The sequence below is a fragment of the Streptomyces sp. NPDC001922 genome (assembly GCF_042891165.1).
Taxonomy (GTDB): domain Bacteria; phylum Actinomycetota; class Actinomycetes; order Streptomycetales; family Streptomycetaceae; genus Streptomyces.
Map to the genome: position 1 here is coordinate 31,175 of NZ_JBIASV010000021.1, position 17,931 is coordinate 49,105.

Annotated in this window: 9 protein-coding genes; 4 read left to right on the plus strand and 5 right to left on the minus strand. The window is 74.8% G+C overall.

What is annotated here, in order from left to right; translation table 11 throughout:
• The first annotated feature begins 462 nt into the window (after window positions 1–462).
• A complete protein-coding gene (locus tag ACFYYR_RS30560; protein ID WP_388860801.1) occupies window positions 463–3,525 on the plus strand; it encodes a CDP-glycerol glycerophosphotransferase family protein in 3,063 nt (1,020 codons plus the stop codon).
• Window positions 3,522–4,817, plus strand: coding sequence for a glycosyltransferase (locus ACFYYR_RS30565; RefSeq protein ID WP_388860804.1), 1,296 nt, complete (start codon window positions 3,522–3,524; stop codon window positions 4,815–4,817). The genes ACFYYR_RS30560 and ACFYYR_RS30565 overlap by 4 nt, the downstream gene beginning before the upstream one ends.
• A gap of 194 nt (window positions 4,818–5,011) precedes the next feature.
• Here the strand turns inward: ACFYYR_RS30565 and ACFYYR_RS30570 are convergent, their stop codons facing one another.
• A complete protein-coding gene (locus ACFYYR_RS30570; RefSeq protein WP_388860807.1) occupies window positions 5,012–6,673 on the minus strand; it encodes a glycosyltransferase family 2 protein in 1,662 nt (553 codons plus the stop codon).
• Between the two features lie 175 nt (window positions 6,674–6,848).
• Here ACFYYR_RS30570 and ACFYYR_RS30575 point away from each other — a divergent pair, with 175 nt between their 5' ends.
• Entirely contained in the window at window positions 6,849–8,348 is a 1,500-nt protein-coding gene (locus ACFYYR_RS30575) for a hypothetical protein (protein WP_388860810.1), read from the plus strand.
• 112 nt (window positions 8,349–8,460) lie between these two features.
• Here ACFYYR_RS30575 and ACFYYR_RS30580 read toward each other — a convergent pair whose 3' ends face one another.
• The 4 genes from ACFYYR_RS30580 to ACFYYR_RS30595 all read right to left on the minus strand — a co-directional run bounded on the left by ACFYYR_RS30580 (window position 8,461) and on the right by ACFYYR_RS30595 (window position 15,663).
• Window positions 8,461–9,369: a carbohydrate ABC transporter permease gene (locus tag ACFYYR_RS30580; protein WP_388860813.1), complete on the minus strand. Its 909-nt coding sequence runs from the start codon at window positions 9,367–9,369 to the stop codon at window positions 8,461–8,463.
• On the minus strand, window positions 9,366–10,733 hold the full coding sequence (locus ACFYYR_RS30585; protein ID WP_388860816.1) for a carbohydrate ABC transporter permease: 1,368 nt from the start codon (window positions 10,731–10,733) through the stop codon (window positions 9,366–9,368). Before ACFYYR_RS30585 ends, ACFYYR_RS30580 begins: the two co-directional genes overlap by 4 nt.
• 13 nt (window positions 10,734–10,746) lie before the next feature.
• A complete protein-coding gene (locus ACFYYR_RS30590; protein WP_388860819.1) occupies window positions 10,747–12,120 on the minus strand; it encodes an ABC transporter substrate-binding protein in 1,374 nt (457 codons plus the stop codon).
• A gap of 204 nt (window positions 12,121–12,324) precedes the next feature.
• On the minus strand, window positions 12,325–15,663 hold the full coding sequence (locus ACFYYR_RS30595; protein WP_388860822.1) for an FtsK/SpoIIIE domain-containing protein: 3,339 nt from the start codon (window positions 15,661–15,663) through the stop codon (window positions 12,325–12,327).
• Window positions 15,664–16,098: 435 nt separating this feature from the next.
• Between ACFYYR_RS30595 and ACFYYR_RS30600 the strand changes: the two genes are divergently transcribed.
• Window positions 16,099–17,766 (plus strand): serine/threonine-protein kinase, encoded by a 1,668-nt coding sequence (locus ACFYYR_RS30600; protein ID WP_388860825.1) that lies wholly within the window; start codon window positions 16,099–16,101, stop codon window positions 17,764–17,766.
• Window positions 17,767–17,931 lie beyond the last annotated feature (165 nt).

Here is a 17,931-nt window from a genome sequence, read left to right on the forward strand (position 1 = left end):
GCACGACGCGCAGCGGTGGAAGGAAGCCGCGGGGCGGGAAGGGCTCGCTGGACGTGTGGCCGGATCAGCTCGCTGTCGCCGGTCCCGGTGCCTCTTGTGCCGCCGGTCGCCGGGCCGACTGCGCTGTCGGTCGTGGTGCCGGTCGTGCCGCCGGTCGTGGCGGGGATCCGGGCGGCCTGGGCGGCAGCGGCCGGACGTTCCGCGTCCCCGTGCCCCGGCCCTCAGCCCTCGCCTCGGCGCTCCGGGGACCGGCCGACCGGGTGCCGGGGAGCGTCCGCCGCTCGTGGAAGCGGGTGTCGCGACCGACCATGAACCGTGCCTCTCCGGTGCCACCGTGCCTCCGGTGTCACACCTTCACCCGACCGGGCCCATGGCATTTGCCACCTTTTGTGGGGCCGACAACGGCCATTCCCGGTAATTTCTATGATGTCGGCGGAACGCTTCGGGTTGCCTGGAGGGCCTATGAATTCGGCAGGGCCGGAGAATTCGGAGCTGCACCGGGGTCCCGTGCACGCGGTGGAGCCCGCGGCCGACAGCGGCAAGAGCCGCAAGGGCCGCGAAGGCCGGGAGAAGCGCGAAGGCCGCAAGAGCCGGGAGAGCCGCGAAAGCCCGGTGGAGAGCCCCGAGAGCCCCGAGAGCCCCGTCGGTCCGGAGCGCCCGGCCCCCGACGTCTCGGTGGTCGTGATCGTCTACAACGACGCCGCCCGGCTCCCCACCGCCGTTCGTTCGGTCCTGGCCCAGACGCTCCGCGCCGTCGAGGTCGTGATCGTCGACGACTGCAGCGAGGACGACTCGTACGCCGTCGCCCAGGAGCTCGCCGCCGAGCGTCCGGGGCAGGTGCGGGCGTTCCGGCTGCCCGCCAACAGCGGCGGCTGCGGCGCCCCGCGCAACCACGGCATCGGCGAGGCCCGCGGCCGGTACGTGATGTTCCTGGACAGCGACGACGAACTGGAGCGGAACGCCTGCCGCAACCTGCTCGCGGCGGCCGAGAGCACCGGAGCCGATCTCGTCTCGGGCCGCTGTGTCCGGGTGCACGTCGACAACCGGCACGGCAAGCGCGAGGACTGGTACCCCTGGATCTACCAGGAGACCCGCACCCTGGAGTCCGTCTCCGAACTTCCCGACCTGCTGATCTTCGACACCCTGTCGACCAACAAGTGCTACCGCCGGGACTTCCTGCTGGAGCGGAACCTGTTGTTCCCGGTGGGGATCCACTACGAGGACCTGCTCTTCTCCGCCCAGGCCTATCTCGCCGCGGAGCGCATCGCGCTGATCCCCAACCGGGTCTACTTCTGGAACGTCGTCGAGAGGACCGGCGCGAAGTCCATCAGCAACCGCCGGCACGAGATCGCCAACTTCGCGCACCGGATGGAGATCCACCGCCGGATCGACACCCTGCTGGAGCAGCGGCGGCTGCCGGAGCTGAAGTTCCACAAGGACGTGAAGTTCCTCAAGCACGACCTGGTCCTGCATCTGCGCGACCTGCCGCTGCTGGACGAGGAGTACCGCCACCGGTTCGCCGAGCTGGCCGGCTCCTACCTGGCCGCTCTCGACCCGGCGGCGTACGACGAGGTCCAGCCGATCCAGGCCATCTGCGCCTACCTCCTCGTCCGGGAGGACTGGGACAACCTGCTGCCCGCCGCGGACACCCTGATGAACCGCGACAAGATCTCCTCGCCGCTCACCGAGCGGGACGGGCGGGTCTACTGGTGCGCCGAGCACCTCGACGACCCGGAGGGCCGCAGGGTCCTCGATGTCACCGACGCCGACTACCACGGCATTCCGCTCGGGCGGATGTTCCTGCGCAACCGGCTCACCGGATACGCCGACGACGGGCGCGGCACCGTGCGGCTCGCCGGCAGCGTGGTCAATCCGCTCGGCCGCATCGGGCCCGGATCCCGGGTGCGGGGGCGGCTGGAGTTCCGGGCCCGCCGGCGCAGCCTGCAGACCTTCCACTTCCCGCTCCGAACGCTGCGCCGGCACGGCGACTCCCTGGACTGGACCGCCGAGGTGGACCTCGCGCGGCGGCTGCGTCCGCTGGGCGTGATCGACGCGGTGTGGGACGTCCGGCTCCTCCTGGACGTCGACGGCGAGCGGCTGCGCACCCGGCTCAGCGTGGGCGGTCTCGCGCTCGACCAGGCGCGCCCGCTGCGGGTGCGCCCCCGGCTCACCCGGCTCGTCGCCGACCGGCTGGAGCCCGAGATCTCCCGGCGCGGACACCTGGCGTTCCGGCTGGCCGCACAGGGGCGGGCGGCGATCCGGGCCCGCGAGGCCGTGGACGCCGCTGTCACCGGGCCCGCCGGAGGGCTCGTCAAGTCCACCGTGCGCCGGGCCCGCAAGGCCAAGCGCGGGCTCCACTCCGGGGAGACCAAGATCCGTACGTACCACCGGGCGCTGCGCGTCCTGCCGGTGCGCAAGGGGCTGGTGGTCTTCGAGAGCCACCTCGGCAAGCAGTACAGCGACAGTCCCCGGGCCATCTACGAGGAAATGCGCCGGCAGGGCGTGGACTTCGAGCCCGTCTGGTCCTGGACGGGGCGGCAGCCGGAAGGTTTCCCCACCGACGCCACCCTGGTGCGCCGGTGGAGCTGGCCCTATCTGCGGGCCCTGGCCCAGGCGGAGTTCTGGATCGACAACCAGGGATTCCCGCTGAAGCTCACCAAGCGGCCGGAGACCACGTACATCCAGACCTGGCACGGGTCGGCGCTCAAGCGGATGGGCTTCGACGAGCCCCGCTACAAGCTGCTCAACCGCTCCGGCCAGGAGGGGTACCAGCGGGTGCTGGACCGCTTCGACCACTTCCTGATCCGCTCCGAGCACGATGTGCGCACCCTCGCCCGCGCCTACCGGCTCAAGGACGAGGTGCTGCTGCGCACCGGCTATCCGCGCAACGACCCGCTCGTCGCGGCCCGCGCCCGGGAGGAGACCACCGGGGTGCGGGAGCGCGGTCCGCTCGCCGCCGAACTGGGCATCCCCGAGGGCCGTCAGGTGCTGCTGTTCGCGCCGACCTTCCGCAGCGGTCCGGGCGGGCGGGTCCGCGCCTTCGAGCTGCCCTTCGACGTCGAGGAGTTCGCCCGGCGCTTCGGTGACCGCTGCACCCTGCTGATCCGCTCGCACTATCTGAACCATGTCGTGCTGCCGCCGTCGGTGCGCGGCACCGTCCTCGACGTGACGGGCCACCACGACATCACGCCGCTGCTGATGCTCGCGGACGGGCTGATCACGGACTACTCCTCGGTGCTCTTCGACTACGCGCTCCTCGACCGGCCGATGCTGTTCTACGTCCACGACTGGGACGAGTACGCCGGGGAGAGCCGCGGCACCTATTTCGACCTGCTGGAACAGGCCCCGGGCCCGGTGGTGCGGACCGAGGAGGCCCTCTTCGCGGCGGTCGCCGCGCTGAAGTCCGCCGACACCGAATACGCGGAGGCCCGGCGCCGGTTCGTCGCGGAGTACGGCGAGTACGACCGCGGCGACGCCGCCCGCACCATCGTGAACCGGTTCTTCACCCCGCGGAGCGGCACATGAACGAGCAGCGGATGCCCGCCGAGGCCCCGGTACTCCCGGGCACTTCCGAGGTCTCCGGGATGCCCGGTGTCCCCGATGCCTCCGGTGTCCCCGAGTCCGCCGGAAAGCCTGCCGTGGCGGGCGGGGCCGGCCCCCGCCCCGGCCCCGACGCCACCGGGCGGGACATCTTCTTCGTCTCCAACAGCGTGGACGAGCTGGGCGGGGTCACCAGCTGGTCGCACCAGATGGCCCGGCTGTTCGCCGCGCGCGGGCACCGGGTGCAGGTGGTCGGCATCGGTCCCGCCGAGGAGCGGCAGAGCCTCGGCGGCGAGCCGGCGTACCCCGTGCTGACCCTCTACGACGCCCCGCCGCCCAAGGTCCGGCCGGTCACGTTCGGCAGCCGGTTCAACCCCGTCGAACGCCGGCGCCGCGGCGCCCGCGAGGCCGGGATGCGGGAGCAGGCGGAGAAGCTGAGCGCGCTGTTCCGGGCCGCCGGGCCCGGCGCGGTCGTCATCGTCACCCAGGTCTGGGCCATGGAGTGGGTGACGCTCGCCGACACCGCCGGGGCGACGGTCATCGGGATGAGCCACGAGTCGTACGCATACTCGCGCGACAGCTCGCGCTTCCGCCGGGTGCAGCGGTTCTACCGGGACGTCGACCGGATGCTGGTCCTCACCCAGGAGGACGCCGACCTGTGGATCCGGCAGGGGCTCGACAACACCGGATTCATGCCGAACCCGCTGCCGTTCATGCCCGACGAGCCCTCGCCCCGCACCGCGAAGGTGGTGACGAGCATGGGCCGGCTGACCGACCAGAAGGGCATCGACATGCTCCTCGACACCTGGGCCGAGGTCGCGCCGCGGCACCCCGACTGGACCCTGCACATCTACGGCGCCGGGGAGGACGAGGAGATGCTGCGCGCGCAGTGCACCGCGCTGGGCCTGGACGGGTCGGTGGAGTGGCGGGGGCGGACCGGCGACGTGCCGGGGGCGCTGCGCGCTGGTTCGGTCTTCGTCCAGTCCTCGCGCGGCGAGGGGTTGCCGCTCGCGCTGATGGAGGCGATGGCGGCGGCGGTGCCGTGTGCGGCGTTCGACTGCGCGCCGGGTGTCCGCGAGATCATCCGGGACGGCGAGGACGGGCTCCTCGCCGCCCCGGGCAACACCGGCGAACTCGCCCGCCGCCTGGACACCCTGATGTCCGACCGGGAGCTGCGGGACCGGATGGGCGAGCTGGCGCGGGAACGGGTGCGGCGGTTCTCGACCGAGGAGGTCGTGCGGCGCTGGGAGGAGCTGTTCGCCTTTCTGGAGCGCTGAGTGCTGGGCGCTGAGCGCCTGGCAGGCCGGGGGAGGCTGACCGTACGCCTCTGCCGTCACCGTCACCGTCACCGCGCCCGTCACCGTCACGGCCGGCGCGCGCCGCGCGGCTCACCTCCGGGTGCGATCGAAACCGCCGGGTGCCCGCGCCCCGCGCCCCCGGCCGGCCGCGGGCGCGCCCGTCCCCGCACACCTCACCGCCGACGGGTCGCCCGTCGCAGCCTCCGGGTGACCACTGCGACCGCCGCCCGGGGCCCCGGCGCGATCCGGAGGGCCAGCGAACCGCCCGTGGTGGCGTACGGCTGGACCAGCAGCACCCCGTGGCCTCGGCTCGGCACGGCCGTCCGCCGCAGCCCCGGCCCGGCGGCCCGGACGCCGGTGGACAGCGAGGACCCGTCGGCGCAGTGCAGCCGGACCCGCAGGTCCCAGACGTCCGGCGGGGAGCCGCGGGTCCGGACGGCCAGCGCGTCGAGATCCAGCAGGACCTCGGCCGACCAGGAGGAGACGCCCTCCCCCGGGACGCCGTCCTCACCCCGGCCCGCCTCCGGGGTGAGGACGGCGTCGCGGGCCAGCCCGGTCGCGCCGTCCTCGCGGTGCCGCAGCTCGATGTCGACCGTCCGCGGTCCCGCAGCCGCGAGCCGCCCGTAGATCTCGTGCACCCGGATCCGCAGCAGCCGGGTCCGGGCGCCCACGACCGGCTCCGCCTCGACGGTCACCGGCAGCCGGCGCAGCGGTTTGGTGTCGATCCCGTCCAGCAGCACCCCGGGCAGGTCCACGGCCCAGACGGGCCGGCCGCCGGCCCGTGCGTAGGGCGGCAGCAGCCGGGCCGGCCGGTCGGCCAGTTCGATCAGCCGTCGCAGGTCCCTCGGGTGATCCGCCGCCAGCAGGACCCGGGCGATCCAGCGGGCGGGGGCGCGGGCGGCCGTCAGCTCGGCGGCGTCGAAGCCGGCGAGGTACGCGCGGGTGAGCTGCCACCAGGCCTCCCGGTGCGCGGAGCTGTGCCCGCCCAGCTCGCGCAGGTACATCCGCAGGTCGTAGTCGAGGAACTTCACCCGGGCGGCGTGCGCCAGCCGCTTCTGCCCGGCCTCCTCGAAGATCTCCACGGACCGGCGGTGCGCCGCCAGCCGGCTGCGCCAGTTGTCCGGGCCGTTGCGGTCCAGGGAGATCGACGGCCGTTCCGCCGAACGGCGTACCTGCCAGCCGTAGACGGCGTCGGGGACGATCGCGATCCGCGGGGCGGCGGCCAGCACCCGGGCGGTGAAGACGAAGTCCTCGTAGCGGAACGCCCCCTCGGGGAACGTGATGCCGTGCCCTTGCAGAAAGGCGCGGGCGTAGAGCTTGTTCACGCACAGGGTGTCGCGGACCAGCCGGGGCAGTTCGGCGGGGGAGCCGTGCACCGCCTCCGTACGGAACAGCGACTGCTGCCAGCGGACTTCGCGGCGTCCGGGCAGCTCACGGCGGACACAGGCGCCCGCCACCACGGGGGCGTGGTGCCGGGCGGCGGCCGCGAGCAGGGCGTCCACCGCGCCCGGCAGCAGCACGTCGTCGCTGTCCAGGAACATCACGTACCGGGCGGTGGCACGCCGCAGACCGTCGTTGCGCGGGGTGCCGCAGCCGCCGCTGTTGCCGCGGCGGCGCACCACGCGGACGCGCCGGTAGCGGCGTGCCAGGCCGGCCAGGACCCGGGCGGTGTCGTCGGTGGAGCCGTCGTCGACCGCCACGACCTCGGCGACACCGGCCCCTTGTCGGAGGGCGGACAGCACCGCGTCCGCGATGTGCCCGGCGTCGTTGTAGCCGATCACGATGACGCTGACCTGCGCCGCGGACGGTATCGGAGCCGTCTGTGCTGCTGCCATGGGGGCCACCCCTCCATTTCAGCCCCGGGGGCGGCGTTCTCCGAGCCGGGAGCGGCGAACCGGGTGACGGGACCGGCCGCCCCGGTGAGCCGGGCCGACGCCGTGCGGGGGATCAAGCGGGGGCCGTTTGCTGCCGAACCAAAGACGGGACCGTGCGAAGAACAGGAGCTCGTCGATGGTCACAACCGAGGTCAGGATCCCCTTCCGGCCCGTCCTGGCACGCCGCACCCCGGTCGCGACCCTGCTGATCCCGGCCGTCACCATGGCGGTCCTGGGGCTCTGGGGCCTGAACCGGCGCGGGCTCTGGGGCGACGAGGCCGCCACCTGGACGGCCGCCCGGCGCACCCCGGCCGAGCTCTGGCACCTGCTGCAGAACCTCGACGCCGTGCACGGGCTCTACTACTTCGGCATGCACCTGCTGCTGGCGGTGCGCGCCGACGAGGTGATGCTGCGGCTGCCCTCGGTGCTGGCGATGAGCTGGGCGGCGGCGGCCGTCGCGGCGACCGGCGCCAAGCTCGCCGGGCCCCGGGTGGGGCTGATCGCGGGCACCCTGTTCGCGGTGGTGCCGGTGGTGAGCCTGTACGCCCAGGAGGGCCGGTCGTACGCCCTGGTGGTGGCCGGTGCGACCACTGCCACCTACCTCCTGGCGTGCGGCTGCCGGAGCACGGACCGCCGCTGGTGGCAGGCGTACGCCGGGGTCGTGGCGCTGACCGTGGTGCTGCACGCCCTCGCCGTGCTGCTGCTCGCCGCGCACGCCGTGACGCTGCTGATGGCCCGCAGCGCTCCCCGGACCTGGCGCCTGTGGGGCATGGCGGCGGGCGGCACGGTGGTGGTGCTGGCACCGCTGCTGTGGGTGGCGGGCGGTCAGGTGGAGGCGATCGCCTGGATCACCCGGCCCGGCTGGGACGAGGTGGTCCATCTGGTGCGGGCGTTCGCCGGGCCGTCCGGCGGGGCCGCGTGCCTGACCCTGCCGCTGGCGGCGGCCGCCCTGTTCCTGCCCCGCCGCCCGTCGTTCGCCGCCGCCCCGCCCACCCTGATCACGGTGGCGCTGCCGCTGCTGGTCGTCCCGCCCGTCCTGCTGATCGCGGTGTCCCAGCTGTATCCGCTGTACGACCTGCGGTACGTGCTCTACGCGCTGCCGGGGCTGTCGCTGCTGGTGGCGGCCGGTGCCGACCGGCTGGCCGCCCGGGTGCCGTGGCGGGGGTCGCTGCCGCTGGCGGGGGCGCTGGTGGTGTCGATGGTTCTGGGCGGGCAGCTGGCCGCCCAGAACCAGGTGCGTTCCGGGGAGAGCCGGATGGACGACCTGCGGCCGATCGCGCAGGCGGTGCAGGCCCGGGCGAAGCCGGGCGACGCGGTGGTCTTCCTGGCCGGGACCCGGCGGAAGGCGGCCATCGCCTACCCGGAGGCGTTCGCCGGGCTGCGCGATGTGGCGCTGGAGGCGCCCCCGGGGCGCTCCGGCACGCTGTACGGCACCGAACTGCCGCCCGGCCGCGTCCGGGAGCTGCTGTCGCGGGCCGACCGGGTGTGGCTGCTGGACCGGGAGGACTCCGACCAGCGGAGGGTGTTCCGGGCGGAGGTGGAGCGGGTCAAGCAGGACGTGCTGGCGACCCGGTTCCACCGGGAGGGCGTGGCCCGGCTGCACGGCGGCAGTGTCCATCTCTTCGTGCACGACTGACCGGTTCCCGCGTACGGCTGACGGGGCGGGCCGCCGCCCGCACACCGCGGTCCGCTGCCCACGGACACCGCCGGCCGCCCACGGACCGCCCGCGAGGGCCACCGCCCCCGGCCTACTTCACCGCGCCCGCCATGACCCCGGTGACGAACTGCCGCTGGAAGGCGAAGAACACCACGAGCGGAATCACCATCGAGACGAACGCCCCCGGCGCCAGGACGTCGATGTTGTTGCCGAACTGGCGCACCTGCTGCTGGAGGGCGACCGTGACCGGCGGTGAGCCGCTGTCCGCGAAGATCAGGGCGACCAGCATGTCGTTCCAGACCCACAGGAACTGGAAGATGCCGAGCGAGGCGATGGCGGGCCCGCCGAGCGGCAGCACCACGCGGGTGAACAGCCGGACCTCGCCCGCCCCGTCCAGCCGCGCCGCCTCCAGCAGCTCGCGCGGGATCTCGGCGAAGAAGTTCCGCAGCAGGAAGACGGCGAACGGCAGCCCGAACGCGGTGTGGAAGACCACCACCCCCGCCGTCGTCTGGAAGATCCCCAGGCTGTTGAAGAGCTTGGCGACGGGCAGCAGCGCCACCTGGACGGGCACCACCAACAGGCCCACCACCAGCAGGAACCACCCGTCCCGGCCCGGGAAGTCCAGCCAGGCGAAGGCGTATCCGGCCAGCGAGCCGATGACGACGACGAGGACCGTGGACGGGACGGTGATGAGCACCGTGGTCAGCAGCGACTCGGTGATCGCGCCGTTGCCCAGCAGCTCGGCGTAGTTGTCGACGGTCAGTTGAGCGGGCGCGCCGAACACCGTCCACCACCCGGAGCCGGCGATGTCGGAGCCGTCGCGCAGCGAGGAGATCAGCAGCCCGAGCGTCGGCATCAGCCAGAACAGCGCGACCAGGATCAGCAGCACCTGCGTCAGCCCGCCCCCGGCGCGGGCCGCGAGCCGGGACACGGCCGACGGCCGGGCCTTCCCCACCGTGCGGGACGGGCGTACCGGTGCCGCGTCCGTGGTCGTGGTCATCGGCGGCGCTCCCTCCGGATCCGGCGGATGTTGAGGATCATCACCGGCACCACCAGCAGAAGCAGCAGCACGGCGATGGCGCTGCCCACGCCCTGGTCGGCGTCGCTCCCGAAGGACGACAGGTACAGCTGGAGGGCCAGCACATTGGCGTCGGACTGGGTCGCCCCGGGCGCGATCACATAGACCAGGTCGAAGATCTTCAGCACATTGATCATCAGGGTGACCAGCACCACCGCCAGCACCGGTGCGAGCAGCGGCACCGTGACCCGCCGGAACACCTGCCACTCACCGGCCCCGTCGACCCGGGCCGCCTCCAGCAGCTCCCGGGGCACCCCGGCGAGGCCCGCGGCGATCAGCACCATGGCGAACCCCGCCCACATCCACACGTACGCGCCGATGATCGCCGGGGTGACCAGGGACGGGCCGAGCCAGTCCACGCCGTGGTACGGCTCGGCGAAGTTCCCGGCCGGCAGCCGCAGCAGGGCCCCGGTGGCCCGGTCCGCGGGCAGTGCGTACGTGCCGTCGGCGGCGGCCTCGGCCGAGGCGACGACACGGCCGTCCCGGACCGCCTCGACCCGGATCCCGGCCAGCGCCTTCTCACCCGGGTCGATCACCCGGGGCCGGTCGCCCCCGCCTTTGGTGAAGTCCAGCCACACCGTGCCGGTGATCTTCCCGGCCTCGCGGGGTGCGGGCCGCGCGGCGGCGGCGCCGGACGGCAGCTTCGCCGCGGGCACGCCGACCAGCGGCACGTCCGCGGGCACCCCGTCCGCCAGCGGCGAGGCGCTGGTGAACGACCCGCCGCCGGAGGGCCGCAGCTCCGTGCGCGGCCCCGGACGGGCGCCGGGGTAGGCGGCGGACTCGGTGAAGGTGTCGTGCACCCCCACCCAGACGGCGTTGGCCACCCCGCGGTCCGGGTCCTGCTCGTACACCAGCCGGAAGATGATCCCCGCCGCCAGCATCGAGATCGCCATCGGCATGAAGACGACCAGCTTGAACGCGGTGCCCCAGCGGATCCGCTCCGTCAGCACGGCGTAGATCAGGCCGAGCGCGGTGGAGACGGCCGGGGCGACGACCACCCAGATCAGGTTGTTCCGGACCGCGGTGAGGCTGTCGGGGTCGGTGAACACCTCGGCGAAGTTGTCCAGTCCGACGAATCCGGAGCCGTCGGCGTCGAGGAAGCTGCGCACCAGGGAGTACCCGATCGGGTAGACCACCAGCGCGCCCAGCAGCACCAGCGCGGGCAGCAGGAAGCAGACGGCCACCCACGGCCGGGTGCCCTTGGTCCCGCTGCCGCGGGGCGGTCCGGAGCGGGCGGGGGGCGGTGTGCCCGGTGCGGCCGTGCCCTCCGCGGTCGCGGTCGTCATGGCCGGCGGCCCGTCAGTTCCGGAACGCCTTGGCGGCGGCCGCCTCCAGCTTCCGCTGGGCGCCCGCGACATCCTTCGGGTTCTTCAGGAAGTCCTGGAGCGCCTTCCACTCGCCCGCGCCCTTGGTGCCGCCGAAGGACGCCGGTGCCTGGTCGGACATGTCGAACCGGAAGGCGTCGCCCGCCGAGATCAGGGCCTTCGCGATGTCCCGCTGCACGGCGTTCGGGTACACCCCGGGGTCGAGCTTCCGGTTCGGCGAGAGGTAGCCGCCGGCCTTCGCCCAGATCGCGGCCGCGTCGGTGGAGGCCAGGAAGGTGAGCAGCGCCTGCGCGCCCTTGCCGCCCTTGAGCGCCACCGCCACGTCGCCGGCGCTGACCACGGGGGAGGAACCGCCCACGGCCGGGAACGGGAAGACCTTGGCGTCCTTGCCCACCTTCGCGTCGGTGTCGGTGGCGATGCTGGCGGCGACGAAGTCCCCCTCGAAGACCATCGCGGCCCCCGGGGCGTCGCCCCCGGTGAAGGTCTGCGTGACGGACTTGGGGAACTCGGTCTGCAGCGCCCGTGCCGAGCCGCCCGCGATCAGCGTCCGGTCGCCGAAGAGTTCGCCGAGCGTGGTCAGCGCCCGCTTCACGGACGGGTCGGTCCACGGGAGGTCGTGCCGGGCGAGCCGGTCGTACTTCTCGGGGCCCGCCTGGGAGAGGTAGACGTTCTCGAACCAGTCGGTGAGCGTCCAGCCGTCCGCCCCGCCGACGGAGACCGGCGGCACCCCGGAGTCGGAGATGGTACGGGCCGCGGCGAGGAACTCCTTCCAGGTCTTGGGCTCGGAGACCCCCGCGTTCTCGAAGGCCGTGGTGTTGTACCAGACCAGGGACTTGTTGGCGGCCTTGAAGTAGACGCCGTACTGCGTGCCGTCGTGGGCGCCGAGGTCCTGCCAGCCGCGGGAGAAGTTCTTGTGGAGCTGGGCCTCGGCCGGGCCGCCCAGCGGTTTCAGCCAGCCCTTGTCGGCGAACTGCTGGAGCGCGCCCACCTGCGGGAGCATCGCGACGTCCGGCGGTTCCCCGCCCTCGATCTTCGTCCCGAGGAAGGTGGAGATGCTGTCGCCGGTCGGTACGAAGCCGACCCGGGCGCCGGTGCGCTTCTCGAACTCGTCCAGGACGGCGGTGAAGTTCTTCTGCTCGGCGCCGGTCCACACGGCTGCGACCTGGAGTTTCTCTCCGTCCAGGTGGGGGAGCCGGACGGTGGAGGCCTTCGAGCCGCCCTTCCCCGGGCCCCCGGACGAGCTGTCGCCGTCGTCGCCGCACCCGGCGGCCGTGAGGGCGAGGGCGCTCGCGGTGAGGATCGCCAGTGCGGTGCGAGTGGTGTGTGCCGAGCGAAGAGTTGTGCGCATGACCTGCCCCGTCTCCCCTGGGCCGGGCCACGGGGGCCCACCGTTGCGCGGACCCCGCAGACGGCGGCCGTAGGTGCTCCGTGCGTCCCGTGGCTCAGTCCTACGCCCGGAACGCGAACCCCCGCAATACCGCGTGGGGCGTCAAGTGGCCCATCGTGACCAGGATGTGACAGGGCATCAATGCGTGATGTGCGCAGGGCCGGGTCACGTTGACAGCAGCGGTGGTGCCGCCGGAGCCTGCGCCGACTGGGCCGCCCGGTGGAGGGCGCTGGCCAGCAGGGCCAGATCCGTCGGACCGTTGCCCAGTTCCCGCACCGGCCGCCGGGTCGGCGGATCGCCCATCCGCTCCCACTCCAGGGGCACCACCGTCGGCCGCAGCGTCGCGGTCCGGGGAATGCGGCCCGTCACCCGTCCCGCCTGGAACGGGGCGACCGAACCGTCGGCGAACAGCAGCCGGCCGCGGCCCGGTGCCGGCTCCCCGGCGTCGCCCCCGGCCTCCGGACGGGCCGGCCCCGGCCCCTCGGCGGGCAGGATCTCCAGCGCGATGCGCAGGCCCGCCTGTTGGGCCGCGGCGGTCTCCGCCGTGCGGTCCGGACGGCCGGTCGCCGCGATCAGATGCACCCCGAGCCGGGCGCCCTCCCGGGCCACCGCCTCCAGGGCACGCACCACCGAACCGGCCGCGGGCCGCCCCGGGCTGCCCAGCCCCGGGGCCACCAGCTCGTCGTAGTCGTCCACGAGCACCACGAGCCGCGGCAGCGCCGGGGGTTCCTCGCCCGCCGGCGCGTCCGCCGTCAGGCCCGCGCCGGCCGGGCCGGCGCCCGTCGCCGAACCGCCGCCGCGGGCGCGCAGCTTGAGCGTCCCGCTGGGCGCGGACTCCAGGTCCCCGTGCCGGTCGGCCACCGGGTCCGGGTCCCGGGGCCGCCGCGGCGCGACCATCCGGTCCGCCACCGCCCGCCGGGTGTGCCAGTCGGTGAAGTCGCCGTCGCCGATCAGCTCGGCCCGGCGCTTGAGCTCGGTGCCCAGGGCCTGGGCGAAGGCCCGCATCCGGACCGGGTCCGCCGCCGCCAGATACGTGGAGACGTGCGGCAGTTCGGTGCAGACCCGCAGCCCCTCGCCGCGCTCGGCACCGCCGCCGTCGACGAGGACCAGTGCCACCCGGTCCGGCCGGTCGGCGGCGGCCAGCGAGGCGGCCATCGAGCGCAGCAGCTCCGTCTTGCCGCTGCCCGGACCGCCCTCCACCAGCAGATGAGGGCCGTCGGCAGCCGGGTCCACGGACAGCGGCCCGTGCGGCCCGGCGCCCAGCACCGCGCAGACCCGGCCGCCCTCGGCGGGTCCGGTGTCCGCCGCCGCGGCCCACCGGGCCATCAGCGAGGCCGGGGTGGCGCGGGCCAGCCCCAGCTCGTCCAGCAGCCGTGCGGTCCGGGGCAGTGGCGCCGCCACCCGCCGGGGCCCGTCGCCGCCGGTGTCCGCGGCCCGCAGCGGGGCCAGCGCACGGGCGAAGCGCTCCGCCCAGGCGGCGGACACCGCGTCCACGGTCGCCACCACACCGTTGTTCACCGGGCCCGCCGGGCCCAGGTGCATCACCCGCAGCGCGGTGGCGACATCGCCGCTGAGCAGCGCGGCGGCCCCGCACTCGGAGAACGGCGCCGACGCCTCCCGCGCCATGTCCAGCGTCACGGAGAGCGGGGACGCGGGTGACGCCGCGGGGGTCTCGGCCAGACACAGCACGTGGATACCGGCCGCCGGCCCGCCCGCGGCCAGCCGCGCCGTCGTCCCGCGCAGCGCGGCCGAGCCCGGATCGCCGTCGACGATCACCAGGGTGTACGGGCCGTCGTACTCCCCGGCCGCCTCCGCGATCGCCGCGCGGTCCGCGGTGATCCAACTGGGCCCCAGCGGTCCGTCGTCCAGCCGCCGCACCAGTTCACCGGTGCGCGCCGCGGCCTGGTCCCGGTCGTGGGCCAGCAGCAGCCGGCAGTCCTGGCCGTGCGCCGGGCGGACCTGCGGCAGCCAGCCCAGCCAGCCCCACTCCGCCAGCCGCTCCGCCGCCGGGCGCTCCCGGTCGGTGCTGATGAGGACGATCTCCAGGTCGCCCGGCGGGTGCAGGGCGGCCAGCTGCGCCACCACGGAGCGGGCGAGCCCGGTCAGCCGCGCCCGCGGCCCGGCCAGCCCCAGCGAGCCGGTCTGCCGCAGTCCGAGGGTGACCGGGGCGGCGGGGGCGCCGGGCCGGTCGGCGGTGCCGAGGCGGACCACCAGGGTGTCCGGGTGCCCCGGGCCGCGCTCCCACAGCCGGGGGCCGGGGCCGAGGGCCGTCAGCAGTACCTCGGACGGGTCGGGCCACCGCTTCGCCGCGGCCTCCTCGGCGGCGGTGTCCACCACCGGGCGGGTCTGCGGCGGCTCGGCGCCGGGAACCGCACCGGCATCGGCCCGTGCTCCGGCCAGCCGCCGGGCCCAGGCCCCTATGCCGCGCACCCGCCGGACCTGGCGCGGGGCGCCCTCCGGCCCGGGGCCGGCGAGAGAGTGCCGCCCGGGGTGGGTCGCGGCGGAGTCCTGCTCTCCCGGCCGGGTGGCGGAGGCGGGATACGGGCCGCCCGCGGCCGTGCCGGGACGGGTGACCATCGACTCCGCGTAGCCCCAGCCCGCGACGGTGCCGCCGCCGTCCCCGGCCTGCGGTGCGTCGCCCCCGGACCGGGTCACCGGTCCAACGGGGTCCCGCCCGTCCACGCCCTCCGCTGCCGCGCCCACGGCGACCCGCAGATGGCCCTCGCCGTCCGGCCGGGCCTGCAGAGCGCCGGGCACCGGTGTACCGGCCGGAGCCGCGGGCGCGCCGACGGCCGGGCCGGGGGCGGCGACCAGCCGCAGCGCCGACTCGCCCAGCCGGAGCAGCGCCCCGGGCCGGACCGGGGCCGGGGCGCCGCCCACCGGCTCGCCGTCCAGCGCGGTGCCGTTCGTCGAGTTCAGGTCGGCCACGGTGACCCGGCCGTCGTCCGCGACGGTGACCGCGCAGTGCAGCCGGGAGACGTCCGGGTCGTCCAGGGGCACGTCCGCGTCGGCCGACCGCCCGATCCGGATCTGCCCGCCGTGCAGCAGATGGACGCCGCCCGCGTCGGGCCCCGCGACCACATGGAGCTGGGCGGGTGCGCCGGACGGCAGCACCGGGGGCCCGCCGGGGTGCCGCTCGGGCTCGGCGGGGCCGCCCAGGGAGAGCACCGCGCCGTCGGTCAGCGGCGGCTCGCCGAGGGCGCAGCGCTGGGCGTCGAGCCGCTCGGCGCCCACGTACAGCACGACCGGGCCCGAGCCGGAGGAGTCCGGCGCGCTCTCGCCCCCGGCCCGCGAGGAGCCCGCCCCGGTGGCGCCGGCCGCGGCGGCGGACCCGTCGCGGCGGCCCGGTGCCGGGGGAGTGGCGCCGGAGGAGGCGGCGACCGCGGCCGCGAGCCCGCTCGCCACCGCGGCGAGCGCGGTGCCGGGAGGGGCCGTGACGAGCACGTCGCAGACCCGCGCGGCGTGGCCGCCGCGCGGTCCGAGGACGGTCAGCCGAATCTGCATCGCCGTCAACGGTCCCTTCTGCCCGGCGCGCGCGACCGGGGAGGCCGGCTCCCCCGCCGCGCACAGGCACCTCAGCACGTACAGGTCACACGGCGGACGGGACCGGGTTGCCCACCGCTTCCGTGCTCGGTGCATCCTCGCACCTGCCACCGGCACTTCGCGCCGGGACCGGCGACAATCGATCTTGATTGGCCGGGCTACGGCGCAAATGTGCCGCTGTGGCTCGCGTTACGGTGTCGCACCCGCCCGCCGGGGGGAGAAATTCCGGTTGGCGCCGTCCGCTCGGCAACCATCTGCCCGGAACGTGCGTCTTCCAGTCGACCCCGGGTCGCCGTAACCGGTCGGCATACCGTACGGCGGCATTACAGTGGGTCGAACGGGTCGCCGAGCCGTCGGGCGGCCCCGCAACTTGGACCACGATCAGGGAGCGCAGACGTGCGGCCGGTAGGCAGCAAGTACCTGCTCGAGGAGCCGCTCGGACGCGGAGCCACGGGCACCGTCTGGCGGGCGAGCCAGCGAGAGGCGGCCGGCGCCGAGGCGGCCGTTCCCGGCCAGCCGGGCGAGACCGTCGCGATCAAGGTCCTCAAGGAGGAGCTGGCCGGCGACCCGGACATCGTGATGCGCTTCCTGCGCGAGCGGTCCGTGCTGCTGCGGCTCACCCACCGCAACATCGTGCGGACCAGGGACCTGGTCGTCGAGGGCGATCTGCTGGCCCTGGTCATGGACCTGATCGACGGCCCCGACCTGCACCGCTATCTGCGGGAGAACGGCCCGTTCTCGCCGGTGGCGGCCGCGCTGCTCACCGCGCAGATCGCCGACGCGCTGGCGGCCAGCCACAGCGACGGCGTCGTGCACCGGGACCTCAAGCCCGCCAACGTCCTGCTCACGGACGCGGGCGGCGAGCTGCACCCGATGCTCACCGACTTCGGCATCGCCCGGCTGGCGGACTCGCCCGGACTGACCCGCACCCAGGAGTTCGTCGGCACGCCCGCCTACGTCGCGCCGGAGTCGGCCGAGGGCCGCCCGCAGACCTCCGCCGTCGACATCTACGGCGCCGGCATCGTGCTGTACGAGCTGGTCACCGGCCGTCCGCCGTTCGCCGGCTCCACCGCGCTGGAGGTGCTCCACCGGCACCTGAGCGAGGAGCCGCGCCGCCCGAGCACGGTGCCCGAACCGCTGTGGACGGTCATCGAGCGCTGTCTGCGCAAGAACCCCGACGAGCGGCCGAGCGCCGAGAACCTCGCGCGCGGCCTGCGGGTCGTCGCCGACGGCGTGGGCGTGCACGCCACCGCCGCCCAGGCCGAGGCCGCCCTCGGCGTGGCCGCGCTGCTGGCCCCCGACCCGGCCCCCGCGCCGGTGCCCGACTCGGGCGCCGGGGCCTCCGGCGACGCGGACCCCACCCAGGTGCTGCCCTCCGGCGCGGGCTCCTACGACCCGGCCGCCGCCACCAGCGTGCTGCCCTCCACCGGCCCGAACGCCGACCCCACCCAGGCCCTGCGGCACGGCGCCGGCCCCGGCGGTCCGAACGCGGACCCCACCCAGGCCATGCCGCCCGTCCAGGACGGCCCGCACCCGTGGCAGGGCCAGATGGCCGCCGCCCGGGACCGCAACGAGCAGACCCAGGTCCAGTACCTGGACCCGAGCGAGGACCCGCTGCGCCGCCGTCCGCCGCGCCGCCCCGCGGCGCCCCCGCCGGGGCAGTACGGCGGCCCGCAGCAGGGGCAGCAGCAGTACGGGCAGCAGCAGGGCCGCGGCCCGGCCCAGGCGCCCTACCCGCCGCAGCAGCCCCAGCAGCAGCCGCGCCGCCGGGAGCGCCGCCCCGAGCGGCGCACCCCGCCACCCCCGCCCGCGCCGGAGCCGCAGCGCAGGGAGCCGCGCCGCAGCGCCAATCCGATGCGGATTCCCGGGCTGGGCTGCCTCAAGGGCTGCCTGTTCAGCATCCTGATGCTCGTCGTGGGTGCCTGGCTGATCTGGGAACTCACCCCGCTCCAGGACTGGATCGCGGACGGAAAGAGCTTCTGGAACGCGGCCGGCGACTGGTTCAACAGCGTCAAGGACTGGGTGTCGGAGATCAGCAAATCCTCCGGCTCCGGCGGACAGTGATTTTCCGCCCCGCCCCTTCCCGGTCGGCATTCGTCTCCCGGTAGGCATTCGTCCCGGCACCGGTACGCGCCCGTCGCGTACCGGTGTTCGGCATTTCCGGACCCCGTGGCGCCATTTCCGGGAGATTTCTTCGCGATCCATCCACCGGTCTGGAGATTTGTCGAC

Coding starts and splice junctions, on each gene's coding strand:
- ACFYYR_RS30570 (WP_388860807.1), bottom strand. CDS start 6,673: ATGGCAGCAGCACAGACGGCTCCGATACCGTCCGCGGCGCAGGTCAGC.
- ACFYYR_RS30590 (WP_388860819.1), bottom strand. CDS start 12,120: ATGCGCACAACTCTTCGCTCGGCACACACCACTCGCACCGCACTGGCG.
- ACFYYR_RS30565 (WP_388860804.1), top strand. CDS start 3,522: ATGAACGAGCAGCGGATGCCCGCCGAGGCCCCGGTACTCCCGGGCACT.
- ACFYYR_RS30575 (WP_388860810.1), top strand. CDS start 6,849: ATGGTCACAACCGAGGTCAGGATCCCCTTCCGGCCCGTCCTGGCACGC.
- ACFYYR_RS30580 (WP_388860813.1), bottom strand. CDS start 9,369: ATGACCACGACCACGGACGCGGCACCGGTACGCCCGTCCCGCACGGTG.
- ACFYYR_RS30595 (WP_388860822.1), bottom strand. CDS start 15,663: ATGCAGATTCGGCTGACCGTCCTCGGACCGCGCGGCGGCCACGCCGCG.
- ACFYYR_RS30585 (WP_388860816.1), bottom strand. CDS start 10,733: ATGACGACCGCGACCGCGGAGGGCACGGCCGCACCGGGCACACCGCCC.
- ACFYYR_RS30560 (WP_388860801.1), top strand. CDS start 463: ATGAATTCGGCAGGGCCGGAGAATTCGGAGCTGCACCGGGGTCCCGTG.